General features: G+C 32.4%; 13 protein-coding genes. 10 read left to right on the top strand and 3 right to left on the bottom strand.

Features of this window, described 5'->3' with window-relative positions; translation table 11 throughout:
• The first annotated feature begins 27 nt into the window (after positions 1-27).
• From porL to porN, 3 genes are read left to right on the top strand one after another with little or no spacing between them, the layout of a single operon-like run.
• Positions 28-1,062, top strand: a complete 1,035-nt coding sequence (porL, locus tag DLK05_RS11465) for a type IX secretion system motor protein PorL/GldL (protein WP_127344145.1) — start codon at positions 28-30, stop codon at positions 1,060-1,062.
• A gap of 23 nt (positions 1,063-1,085) precedes the next feature.
• Entirely contained in the window at positions 1,086-2,636 is a 1,551-nt protein-coding gene (porM, locus tag DLK05_RS11460; RefSeq protein WP_127344144.1) for a type IX secretion system motor protein PorM/GldM, read from the top strand.
• Between the two features lie 57 nt (positions 2,637-2,693).
• Positions 2,694-3,539 (top strand): type IX secretion system ring subunit PorN/GldN, encoded by an 846-nt coding sequence (gene porN, locus DLK05_RS11455; protein ID WP_127344143.1) that lies wholly within the window; start codon positions 2,694-2,696, stop codon positions 3,537-3,539.
• Between the two features lie 44 nt (positions 3,540-3,583).
• On the opposite strand, the gene DLK05_RS11450 is transcribed toward porN, so the two are convergent.
• Positions 3,584-4,672, bottom strand: a complete 1,089-nt coding sequence (locus DLK05_RS11450) for a mannose-1-phosphate guanylyltransferase (protein WP_127344142.1) — start codon at positions 4,670-4,672, stop codon at positions 3,584-3,586.
• A 158-nt stretch (positions 4,673-4,830) separates the two neighbouring features.
• Between DLK05_RS11450 and DLK05_RS11445 the strand changes: the two genes are divergently transcribed.
• From DLK05_RS11445 to DLK05_RS11430, 4 genes are all read left to right on the top strand, one after another.
• Complete coding sequence (locus DLK05_RS11445; protein ID WP_127344141.1) at positions 4,831-5,571, top strand: MlaE family ABC transporter permease; 741 nt, start codon at positions 4,831-4,833, stop codon at positions 5,569-5,571.
• The gene (locus tag DLK05_RS11440) at positions 5,568-6,323 is read left to right on the top strand and encodes an ABC transporter ATP-binding protein (RefSeq protein WP_127344140.1); all 756 of its coding nucleotides are present in this window, start codon (positions 5,568-5,570) and stop codon (positions 6,321-6,323) included. Before DLK05_RS11445 ends, DLK05_RS11440 begins: the two co-directional genes overlap by 4 nt.
• 68 nt (positions 6,324-6,391) lie before the next feature.
• Positions 6,392-7,222 (top strand): DUF4296 domain-containing protein, encoded by an 831-nt coding sequence (locus DLK05_RS11435; protein ID WP_127344139.1) that lies wholly within the window; start codon positions 6,392-6,394, stop codon positions 7,220-7,222.
• 14 nt (positions 7,223-7,236) lie between these two features.
• Positions 7,237-8,046: an amidohydrolase family protein gene (locus DLK05_RS11430; RefSeq protein ID WP_127344138.1), complete on the top strand. Its 810-nt coding sequence runs from the start codon at positions 7,237-7,239 to the stop codon at positions 8,044-8,046.
• A 24-nt stretch (positions 8,047-8,070) separates the two neighbouring features.
• On the opposite strand, the gene DLK05_RS11425 is transcribed toward DLK05_RS11430, so the two are convergent.
• Positions 8,071-8,487 carry a bacteriohemerythrin gene (locus DLK05_RS11425; RefSeq protein ID WP_127344137.1) on the bottom strand — a complete coding sequence of 139 codons (417 nt, stop codon included), beginning with the start codon at positions 8,485-8,487 and terminating at the stop codon, positions 8,071-8,073.
• A gap of 213 nt (positions 8,488-8,700) precedes the next feature.
• On the opposite strand from DLK05_RS11425, the gene DLK05_RS11420 reads away from it, so the two are divergent.
• Entirely contained in the window at positions 8,701-9,480 is a 780-nt protein-coding gene (locus tag DLK05_RS11420; RefSeq protein WP_127344136.1) for a radical SAM protein, read from the top strand.
• A 56-nt stretch (positions 9,481-9,536) separates the two neighbouring features.
• Here the strand turns inward: DLK05_RS11420 and DLK05_RS11415 are convergent, their stop codons facing one another.
• The gene (locus DLK05_RS11415; RefSeq protein ID WP_127344135.1) at positions 9,537-10,820 is read right to left on the bottom strand and encodes a glycosyltransferase family 4 protein; all 1,284 of its coding nucleotides are present in this window, start codon (positions 10,818-10,820) and stop codon (positions 9,537-9,539) included.
• 219 nt (positions 10,821-11,039) lie between these two features.
• Between DLK05_RS11415 and DLK05_RS11410 the strand changes: the two genes are divergently transcribed.
• Both DLK05_RS11410 and DLK05_RS11405 read left to right on the top strand, forming a co-directional pair.
• Complete coding sequence (locus tag DLK05_RS11410) at positions 11,040-11,963, top strand: hypothetical protein (RefSeq protein WP_127344134.1); 924 nt, start codon at positions 11,040-11,042, stop codon at positions 11,961-11,963.
• Positions 11,964-11,993: 30 nt separating this feature from the next.
• Entirely contained in the window at positions 11,994-12,449 is a 456-nt protein-coding gene (locus DLK05_RS11405; RefSeq protein ID WP_127344133.1) for a hypothetical protein, read from the top strand.
• Positions 12,450-12,675 lie beyond the last annotated feature (226 nt).

Genomic DNA, 12,675 nt, shown 5'->3' with positions numbered 1-12,675 from the left:
TAAGACCTTATTCAAAAAAACTCGAGTATGAATATTACTGAACTTGTACAATCACCAAAATGGAAAAAATTTATGGGATATGTGTATGGTTGGGGGGCTTCCGTTGTATTGATTGGTGCACTCTTTAAAATTCAACACTATCCTATGGCAGGCTACTTTCTTGCAGCAGGTATGATTACTGAGGCAATTATCTTTTTCTTTTCTGCATTTGAACCACCGCACGAGCAACCCGACTGGAGTTTAGTGTATCCTGAATTAATCGGTTTGGAACCGAAACAACAAATGGGAGGTGGTGTTCAGGTTGAAGGCTTGGAACAACTTCAAGCTTTATTGGAAAAAATGAGTGTTCAGCCTGATAAATTATCTCATTTAAGCCAAGGACTGGCTAAACTATCAAATGCAGCTGAGAATTTATCTAATTTATCTGATGCTGCACATGCTACTGATGGATATGTTCAAAGCTTGCATAAAGCTTCCGAATCTGTTGGACAATTTTCAGAAAAATATGTTGATTCTACTCAAGAATTGACAAATTCCGCTCAAAAACTTGGAACTTCCTATCAGGAAACTGCAGATGTTATTGCTAATTCAGGAAAGAATTTCACAAATAAGATGGATCACTCAGTTGCAGACTTAGCTAATAAATATCAAGATGCTGCGTCAACTGTATTGTCGTCAGGGCAGAATTTTGCAGAAAAAGTTAACAAATCTGGAAATAAACTTTTGGGAGCTTATCAGAATATTGATAAAATTTTACAGACAGATTTCGAGAAAATTTCAAAGAATAGCGGCAATTTTAATGATTCAATGGAAGGGTTAAATAAAAATATTTCCTCTCTTAATGCATTATACGAATTACAGTTAAAACATAGCAATGAACAGATAAATAATTCTAAAAATGTCCATAAGGATTTAGACAAAGTATTGGAAACACTAACTGCAACATTGGAAAATGCTCAAACGTATCGTAAAGAAACAGAGCAACTAAATCAGAATTTAACAGCACTAAATACCATTTATGGAAATATGTTGAGTGCAATGGATTTTAAGAAAAAAAACTAATTTAACAATCAAGCTGAGCTGAAATGGGAGCAACGAATTGTAAAGAAACGCCGCGGCAAAAGATGATTGGAATGATGTATTTATTTCTAACAGCAATGTTGGCGATAAATGTATCGGATGAAGTGTTGGATGTTTTCACTACCATTGATAATGGTCTTGCAAAAACGGTCCAGACTTTTGAGGAGAAGACAAAAATTAAATATTCTGATTTTAAAATTGCACTTGATGCTAATCCAAATAAAGTAAGGGATGCATGGAAATCTTCAGAAAAAGTTCGTTTGGAGTCTGATAGCGTATATAATTTAATTGAAGTCTTGAAAAAACGTATCGTCCGAACCGCTGATGGTGAGGATTACGATATGAAACATATTCAGGATAAGGCTAATATTGACGTTCCTGCTGCGGTTATGATTGTTTTAGGACAAGGCAAAAAATTGAAGGATGCAATTGTTCGGTTTAGGGAACTTGTTTTGGGCATGGTTGATGAAAAAGATGAAAGACTTCGGTTTGCAATTCAAGAAACTTTGGATACTTCAAAACCTCATAAGAAGCGAAAAGATGATCCAAGTTATACATGGGAATCAAAGCAATTTTCACATACTCCATTAATTGGAGCAATTACACTACTCTCTAAAATGCAGGTGGATATCCGTAATACCGAATCGGATGTTGTAAATTACTTGTTTAATCAAATTGAGGCCGAATCTTATAAATTTAATAAGCTAAGAGCTGAAGTTTATGCTCCATCAAATTATATTTTGAAAGGGGATACTTACAAGGCTCAAGTTTTCTTAGCTGCTGTTGATACTACTCAAAATCCAAAAATCGTAATTGATCGTAAGGGAGAACTAAAGGATTTTGATGATAATGGGCGCGGTTTATATACTGCTCCTGCAAATAAAGTTGGTCCGGTAAAATGGGGTGGAGTAATAACCTACAAATCACCTTCTGGTATAGAAAAACCATATGAGTTTGAGGCAGAATATATAGTGGCAGAACCTAATGTTGTTGTTTCCCCTACAAAAATGAATGTTTTTTATGTGGGATTAGATAATCCTGTTAGTATTTCAGCACCTGGATTTTCTTCTGATCGGGTACGTGCGAGTATGACTAATGGAAGCCTTGTGAAGAGAGGTAATGACTATATAGCTAAACCTAAAGTTGTTGGTAGACTTGCAAAGGTAAAAGTAGAAGCTAGATTTGACGATGAGTGGAGACCTCTGCGCACGGTTGATTTTAGAGTCAAACCAATTCCGGATCCTTTGGCTAAAGTTGCTGGTTTAAATGGTGGTAAAATCAAGAAGAACTTATTATTAGCACAAAATGGTGTTGATGCTGTAATGGATAATTTTGATTTTGATTTGAAGTTTAAAATTACGGGATTCACAGTTTCAACCATCATAAAAGGATTTACTGTTGATCAGGCTTCGCGTTCCGATCTTTTCTCAAAAGAACAAATTGGAATGTTTCGGAATTTAAAAAGAAATCAAAAAGTTTATATAGAAGATATTAGAGCTGTAGGTCCTGACGGGGTTACTAGAAATTTGCCTGCAATTGTATTTAGAATACAGTAATAAAAATTTATTGATGACGAATCGTTCGTTGTGGTAAAATTTGAAAATCATAAACACATGAAAAGAAGCTTATTACTAATTATTGGTTTAGCGTTGTTTTGTACTTTTAATGTAGAAGCACAGACAAATGCTACAAGCGTTTATACCAAAAATCATATTGCAAATCGAAAGCCAATTCCTTTTGCAAATATTCGTGAATCAGATGTGATGTGGTCGAAATTGGTTTGGCGGATTATTGATTTGAGAGAAAAAATGAATCTTCCTATTTATTATCCAACTACACCACAAGACGATCGTTATAGTTTAATCGATTTGTTAATCTATGGAATAGAGAACGAAGGATTAACAGCATATGATACTAATGATGATGAATTCAAGGTTCCCATGACGGTAGATCAAATTCGATCAAAATTTGATGCTCAAAACGATACCATAATGCAAAGAAATCGTTTGACTGGGGAATTAGAGGAAAAAATCATACCCGGTGAGATGCACACAGATGATGTGAAAAGACTTATGGTGAAAGAACAGTGGTTTTTCGATAAGCAAACCTCTACACTTCAAGTTCGTATTATTGGTCTTTGTCCAATTAGAGAATATCTAAAGGATGGAGATACTGCTATGGATGGAATTCAGCAAAAACAACTTTTTTGGGTTTATTTCCCGGAAGCTAGACCATTGTTAGCTACGCACGAGGTGTTTAATCCTCATAATGACGCAGCAAGATATTCTTTTGATGATTTATTTATGAAAAGACGTTTTACTAGTTTTATTACGCAAGTGTCTAATGTTCACAATAATCGTGGTATTAGTGAATATACTGTGGGAATAAATTCTATGCTCGAGTCGGAAAGAATTAAAAATGAAATTTTCACCTACGAACACGATTTATGGGAATATTAATATAAAAACTGAAAAGAAAAGGACCTAATTTAGGTCCTTTTCTTTTATATAAATTTTTCTCCTTTCGTAATTTTTACATCATTGACTATTTTTCGAATTTCCTGCTCATCCTTTTTTCTACATACCAAAATGGTGTTATCCGTTTCTACTACAATATAATCTTTTAAGCCTTGTATAACTACTAATTTATCAGCAGTTACATTTACTAAACAATCCTTAGTTTCGTAAAGCATCACATTGTTGCCTTGAACAGCATTTTCGTTATTATCCTTTTCTGAGTGTTCATACAGTGATCCCCAAGTGCCCAAATCAGACCATCCAAATTCCGAACAGTACACATAAACATTGTTGGATCTTTCAAGAATACCATAATCAATGGAAATGTTCTGACATTCAGGGTAAATATTGTCAATGAAATCCTGTTCTTGTTTTGTGTCTAATTTATCCAATCCCGATTCGAATAGGTTATTCACATCAGGAAGATATTTATTAAACGCCTCTTGAATAGATTTTAGGGACCATATAAAAATTCCCGAATTCCAGAAAAAATCTCCTGATTCATAAAATATCTTAGCAAGATCATGATGGGGTTTTTCTGTGAAAGTTTTAACTGGGTAAATGTCCTTGCTTTTTCCTATTGATTTCTTAGAAACTTGAATATATCCATAACCAGTTTCTGGTCTGCTTGGTTGAATTCCTAAAGTGAGTAATTTCTCTTCATTTTGTACAAAGGATATACCTTCCGTTAAAACATCCAAAAATTTGCTTTCTTTTAATATAAGATGATCAGAGGGAGTTACAATAATAGAAGCATTCGGATTTCTTTTTTGAATTTTATAATTAGCATAAGCGATACAAGGAGCAGTATTTCTTCTTAGTGGCTCTAATAAAACTTGACTCTGATCTAGTTCTGGTAATTGTTCAAGAACCAATTCTTTATAGATGGAATTAGTCACGATAAAGAAATTCTCAACAGGACAAATAGAATTAAATCGTTCAAATGTTTGTCTGAGTAAAGATTTTCCTGTTCCTAAAATGTCAAGAAATTGTTTGGGATGTTCATTTTTACTTAAAGGCCAAAAGCGTGAGCCAACTCCGCCCGCCATGATTACACAATAATTGTTTGTATCCATTGAATAGTATTTAACTAAATTCTTTGTGAAGAATATAGGTTGAATCCATATATTATATTCTAAAATACTGAAAAGCTATGTGAATTCAAAAATTGATACTTAAGCTCATTAAGAATGTTTATAAATTATTAGTAATTTTATCGTAAATATAATATTAGATGGGCCTTTTTGAACACGTCGGTAAATTCTCAAAGTTTTTGGTTTTGGTGGTTTCCAAACCTGAAAAAGGGAAAACTTTTTTTTCTCATATCATAAAAGAAATTCACAAACTTGGTATTAATTCAATAGGTATCGTTGTGATTATTTCACTGTTTATGGGTGCGGTTATTGCTTTGCAAACTGCGTATAACATGCAAAATCCTTTATTGCCAGATTATTTGGTGGGTTATACAACGAGAGAATCCATGTTATTAGAATTTTCTTCCACAATTGTAGGACTTATACTGGCTGGAAAAGTTGGTTCTAATATAGCCTCAGAAATTGGTTCTATGCGTGTAACAGAACAAATTGATGCTCTGGAAATAATGGGAGTGAATTCTGCAAATTTTTTAGTTCTTCCTAAAATTATTGCTGCAGTTTTTATCAATCCATTTCTCTATATATTGAGTGTGTTTGTTGGTATTTTAGGAGGGCTTTTTGCAGGTTATTTAACGGGAACTGTTGCAGTTTCTGATTTTATATACGGAGTGCAATTTGGTTTTATCCCTTATTATATAAGCTACTCCTTAATCAAAACATGTGTTTTTGCATTTATAATTACAGCAATTCCTTCCTATTATGGTTATTTTGTAAAGGGAGGTGCTCTGGAAGTTGGGAAAGCAAGCACAAAGGCAGTTGTGAATAGTAGTATTCTTATTCTGCTTTCCAATCTAATACTAACTCAAATTCTTTTGAAATGATTACGTTGAAAAATGTAAATAAATCATTCGCATCCTTAAAAGTATTGAATGACATTTCAGTAAATTTTGAGGCGGGCAAAACCAATCTGATTATTGGTCAGAGTGGTTCCGGGAAGACCGTTTTGTTAAAATCTATAATTGGTTTACATGAAATTGATTCCGGAAAAATTTTTTATAGTGATAGAGATTTTACCGCAATGAATCTGAAAAGCAGAAAGAATATCAGACAGGAGATGGGGATGGTTTTTCAAGGAGGAGCATTGTTTGATTCTATGAGTGTGGAAGAGAATGTATTATTTCCATTGGATATGTTTTCAAAGATGAGTGATACAGAGAAAATGGATCGAGTAAATTTTTGCTTAAATCGGGTAAATATTAAAAATTCAAATCATTTATACCCTACTGAAATTAGCGGTGGAATGCAAAAGCGCGTTGCAATTGCGAGAGCAATTGCTTTAAATCCTAAGTATCTTTTCTGTGATGAACCAAATTCTGGCTTAGATCCGGTAACTGCAATTGTGATTGATAATCTTATTCAGGAAATTACAAAAGAGTTTAATATGACAACGATTATTAATACTCATGATATGAATTCGGTAATGGAGATTGGCGAGAAGATTCTTTTTATCAGTAAAGGATTTAAGGCATGGGAAGGAACAAAAGAGGAGATTTTTGATACTGATAATCAAGCTTTAAATGATTTCGTTTTTGCCTCTGATTTATATCAAAAGATTAAAAAAGTGAACAGATAAATTTAAATTTTCTTGTTTGTCTCTGCAAATCTTATCTTTGCAAAGTGTTTAAAAAAAGATGAAATTCCATGTCTAAAATATTAATAGTTGGATTCTGTTTGTCAGTGTTTTTGTGCATTTCTTGTAAAAAGGAGATGGTGAAAAAACCTAAGTTAAGCGAAGATGAATTTACAAAAATGTTGATTGATATTCATATAGGTGATGGCACAATGACTGCAGAGAATATATATCGTTCGGGGCAAAATTATCGTCCCAGTTACTATTATAATTCAATTTACCAAAAGTATAATATAACAGCAGCTCAATTTGATTCATGTGTACACTACTATTCCCTGAATACAGTAAAATATACAAAAATTTATGATAAAATTATCGATTCTTTAAATCGATTGGAAACGAAATTGAGAATCGAATTGAAAAAGACTAAACTGGAACAGGATACTGTAAATCTCTGGAAAAAAAGACAAGATTGGAAAGTTCCAGCGCAAGGAAGACCAATTTTTAATTTTTCTATTCCCATTCGGGAAAAAGGGATTTATACAATTCGTGCAAAAATAAAAGTTTATAAGGGTGATCAGACTTATGATCCAAGAATGGAAGCTTATTTTTGGAAGAAAGATACTGTGAATGGTCAATCCGTAAAATTCGACCCTAAAAAGATTGTAAAGGATTCTGAATTTCATGAGTATGAAATTCAAATGGAGTATCCTGATTCTACTTATACTCAGCTTAGGGGTAATATTTTTGCGAATTCTAATGATTTACCTCAATTTACCCAGCATTACGAAATTAAGGATATTCTAATTTTTAATCCGCAAATTAAACCGGATACAGTGAATTTGGAAAGTGAAGAATTAAGGCTTTTAGATAGAGCTCCTGAAGATGTTCGGGTTCCTTAATAGTTTTTAAGAAAATGAGAAAGATTTCTGCAAACTACATCTTTCCTGTTATTTCCGATCCATTGAAAAATGGTATCCTTATTTTGGATGATGACAATAAAATTTTGGATATTATTGATACGGGAGGAAAGATTAAGGAAATCCAGGATTTAGAATTCTATAATGGAATATTGATCCCCGGATTTGTAGATGCTTTTAATTTACTCAGTTGGCCAGACTTCAATAAAGAGGATTTTCTTGCAACACTAAAAGGAGCTTTCAAGCTTAAATTAAGGAAACGAATTGAAGAATTACAAGCAGATCCTAATTTGATACAAAAAGGAATTAATCATTTGGAAGCGTATGGAACCAAAGGCTCTGCTGATTTTTTTCCCATTGCAGAAGGTTTCCGGTTAAAGCAAAAGTCTAAGGTGCTGTTTAAAAATATATATTGTAATGATTGTTGTATTCCTTTTCAGGATTATGATGATTTTAATAAAAAAACTAATCATTCTCCGATTTTGGTTAATCGATATACTGTATCTAAAATTTTAGGTCTGGATTTGCAATCAGAAAAACGATTTTGTATTGGAACGGGCTCTTTAGGAATGTATCAAAAACTTAGCGTATTTGAAGAATTAAAGCTAATTCAACTTCATTTTCACAACCTGAAAATTGGAGAAATAATAAAATGGGCTACTATCCAACCAGCAAGGTATTTAGGCTTTGAAGAAACTTTAGGTAGTTTAGAAAAAGGTAAGAGTCCTGGTTTAAATTTAGTATCTAATGTTGATTTTAAGGATTTTAAGTTGAGACAGGAGTCAACCATTAGAGTTTTGATTTAAGGTTTTTTAATTCAAATAAATGCATCATTTAGTGCCTGTTTGAAGATAAAAAATGGTTTGTTTATTGTAATTATTTATTCGATTCTTTAGCCAGCTATCTAGAAATTCCAATAAATCTGAAGCAATACTTTCTTCTTTTTTGCTAAATTGATTCTGGAAATTTGCAATACGGATAATGAAATCCTGATGATCCTTCTGTATGTCATCTAAATTACTTTCGGGGTATTTTTTGAGAAGGATTTCTTCCTGTAAAAAGTAATCTTCTGCATGATTCATTAGCTTAAAGAATATTTGAGGAATTTTTTTATTCACCTCATCCTGATTAATTGCATCAACTAGTAAATTTAGGATTGCTATAAATTTTTTGTGTTGATCATCAAGAACCTGAATCTTCAATTCAAATCCATTTTCCCACATATATTTTTGAAATTTCTTTTTCATGGATTATATATTTGGTTTTTTCCTTTGAATTAATTGATTAGAAATTAACCAATAATTCTCAGATGATACTAAATGATAAACTCAATTAGTTAAAGAAAGTTCTAAAATATAGCTTGAAAATAAAATGATAAAAGTCAAGGAAATATTGAAAATATGGAGTTTAAGAACGGTAGTAAAGGAATTTGTCTAAATTTGCGGCTTAAAGACTAAAGTATGGCAACATTTCTTTTTGATAAAATTATATTTGGACCTGTGAAAAGCAGGAGATTAGGAGTTTCATTAGGTATAAATTTATTACCAAATGATTGTAAACTTTGTAGTTTCAATTGCATTTATTGTGAATGCGGGTGGAATCCTGATAAACGAGATCAAAAGATAAGTTTTCATGATAGAGAATTAGTTAAGACCAGTCTTTGGGAGAAACTCATTGAGATGAAAAATGAAAATAAAGCTCCTGATGTGATAACTTTTGCTGGTAATGGTGAACCAACCTTACATCCTGACTTTGCCGAGATAATTGATTATACGATCCAAGTTCGAGATGAGATTTTTCCCAATGCTAGAATTGCAGTCCTATCTAATGCTACCATGATTCACAAAAAGTCTGTTTTTGAGGCGTTGAATAAAGTTGATGATAACATTCTAAAATTAGATGGGGGTTTCGAAAAAACAATTATAGACCTTGATCAACCAGTAGGTGAGTATAGTTTATCTAAAACGGTAGAATTGCTTGCTAAATTTGAAGGAAACTTAATTGTTCAAACCCTATTTATTAGAGGAAAATATAATAATAAAATCATTGATAATACTTCAGGTGAAGAAATAGCGGTATGGTTAGAGCATCTTAAGAAAATACAACCCAAAGAGGTTATGATTTATACTATTTCCAGAGACACTCCTATTGATGATTTGGTGAAAATATCTTTAAATGAGCTAAATTTGATTGCTGATAAAGTCGGGGAAATTGGATTCAAAACTCAAATAAGTAGCTAATTTCATCCCAGTAAAAATTCTTTTCGCGAATAGGAAACATTAGGGATACATTATATTCATAGACGACTGCTTTTTTCTAATAATTCCTGAAGTTTCTTTTCCAGAGTGTCAAATGAAAAATATTTCTTACCCAATTGATAGTTGTATTCTCCTATTTCCTGATTTAAAGCTTCATTATTAATGATTTCTTTCATATCTGATAAAGCCTTATCGGTGATTATATTATTTTCTAGCATAACGGTTTTGAATCCCTTACTACCAATATCTGGCCAATATACAGGTTTATAGTTATTTACAAAAACCGGGCATCTTCCCATCACAGATTCTATGAAAGCATTTCCAAATCCTTCGTAAGTACTAAAGTAGGTACTTGCTTTTGCGTGTGCATATGCATCTGATAAGGAATAGGCTTTACTACCAGGTATTTGCCTACGATTATTTTTAATGATATGAGATGCAAATATTACCTGTCCTTCCAATTTTAATTCATGAATTTGATCTATCAATTCCTGATAATAAATATTTCCCTCGTCATCGGAATGGCTTCCAGTAATAATTAACTTAGCGTGTTTATCTTCCAGCATATGTATTAGGCGAATTGCAGTTTCGATTCCTTTCCTTCGAACAATGCGTGTTACTTGGGCCAAAATATAATCTTCCTTCTTTAAGCCAAGATTTCTTTTCAGGTTAATATTCGTCTGGTTAATTTCACCAAACGGAAGGTCAAAATTCATAACATTAGGAACGAGTACCGATTCTCGATTGAAACGCTTTGCAAGAGTTTCCTGGCCATAAGTATTAATCACAGCGTGCAAAACATTTGGCAAGCGCAAGGGGAAGTTTTCGGATACAATATTATTAATTTCGTCATGAGGAGAAATGTATCGATCTCCCCTTTCCCAATAAAAATCGTGATCGTGTGTTATTGTAGGAATACTAAGTTCAACAACTGCTTTTTTTATTCCCAAGCCCATCTCTATATGTGCAGGAAGTGCTGATGCATTTTCTGATATCAAAATATCAATTTTCTTTTCTTTGGCCCAGTTTATTATCTTATTTTTTATTAAATCAGCATAAAAATGAATGTGTTCGAGGAGTTCTTCCAGATTATTATCAGGAAAATGAAATGCTTTCTTTTGACCCCAAAATCCTTCTGGTGAAAAAAATGACATTTCTGGAACTAAAGTTTCGTAATTAGGATTTAGTTTTCGTTCTTCAAATTGTCCGGATAAAGTATATACTTCATGTCCCATTTTTTGCAAGACAGCTATCCATTTTTCTGTTTCCAGTGCAACACCATCTACTCCCCCAATTCGGCCGATAAGTATTCCAATTTTCATAAGTTTAATATTTTTTGTAACTGTACTATTTTGTTGACTTTACATCTTTTGGTCTAATTTGTAGAAATTATCACATTTAATTTTAGCATTTAACCGAATGTTTACGCCAATAATTTCTATTTGTTTCTTCAATTTAAGAGTTTTTAGATGAATGGCGTATATATTCCTTTTTTATTTGTGGATGATTTATAAAAGTATAACTTTAAGTTTCTTACAAAAATGAATATCAGGGAAACGCTTGTAATTATGCTGAAAATATCTATTAAAATAATCTGTTTTGTTTTAGTTTTTGCAAACACTATGATGAGTTATGGTTGCCAAAATAAAAAGCAAGTTCCTGCAAGTCAGGTAGAAATTTCTATTCCTCAAATCAAGCAGGTCATTCCTGTTAAAAATGTGTTTTATAATGTGCCAAGCCCTATTGAGGTTACGGAGATTATAAAACAAATGAATTTGTTGTATCAGCCTGATTTAATGAATGATATTAGTAATGCAGAAAATTATCTTTCACAGGCAGACATTGCAATTAACATAGGAGTTTATGGGGCAGATTTAAGTTATATTCGAATTTATGAACAATTTCAGGATGCGGCTCGTTATTTAGCTGTGATAAAAAAGTTTACCAGAGAATTAGGAATACCTGAAGAACAAGAAAAACTTACAGCGCAAAGAGTGGAAAAGAACCTTGAGAACCAAGATTCTCTCCTGAATATTATATCAGATACTTTTACTAAATCAGATCTTTATTTGAAGGAAAATCAAAGGGGCGAGACTGCTGCTCTCATTGTATTTGGAGGCTGGGTAGAAACGTTATATTTAGCTACGAATATTATCGATTTAAAAAATCCCCAAAAGAAGATGATTAATTTGATTTCTCAGCAGAAACACTCAGTACCTAATCTAATTGGTTTACTGAATCAGTACCGAAATGATGACAAAATTCAGCAAGTTCTTCCTGATTTAAAAGAATTAGATGCAAGTTTTCGGGAAATAGAACAAAGTAGAAAATCTGGCTCTGGTGTTAAAACAAAGAATGGAAAGAATATCATTGGGAATCGGGTTACCCTTACTGCATCAAGCGAAACGATTAAGAAGATTCAAAGCATCAATAATCGTATTAGAGCAAAAATTACCGATTTGTAAATCTTAGCATGAGTTCCAAAAATTACTACAATGAAGATGACTCTTAAATTTATTATTTATATCAGTTTAACCATATTACCTTTGGTATCTTTTTCGCAATGTAATGAATATACCAAAAAGCAATGTATTCCTCAGTTGACACCCTATACATTTAATGGTCAGTTGAATAATGCGGTGCTTTCTGAAGGAGAAACTGCTGAATTGAGGCTAACTTTTTATAAAGATCAGGAATATAGAATTTTGGTTAAAGGGGAAGAGGATTTGGGTGCACTAGAATTTCAATTGTTTGATACAGAGTATAATTTATTGTATGATAATGCCGATGAAGGTTATACTAATCTTTGGGATTTTATGGTAGAAAGTACAGATGATTTTGTAATTCGAATTCTGGTTCCGGAAGATAAGGATAAGTCAAAACTAGAGAGTGGTTGTGTTTCAATTCTTATCGGTTTTAGGGCATTTGGTTCACGAACAATTTTTAAATAAAATCAATTTATAAAGGATTATATAACTACCTGATTCTAACTTGTAAAAAATTAAAAAAGAAGGGCTGTCTTTAAATCGGAGGCCACTGAAAAAGTAACATACTATCAAGCATCAAACCGAAGAATTACTCTTTGGCTTGATGCTTTTTTAATATCTTAGAGCCTGTTAGAAAAATAATATTATGCTCGTTCAACAACAAACATTAGGCTTAAGCCCATATACAGAT

The sequence above is a fragment of the Ancylomarina longa genome (assembly GCF_003996985.1).
Classification (GTDB): domain Bacteria; phylum Bacteroidota; class Bacteroidia; order Bacteroidales; family Marinifilaceae; genus Ancylomarina_A; species Ancylomarina_A longa.
This window is presented reverse-complemented; position numbering and strand designations above follow the sequence as displayed.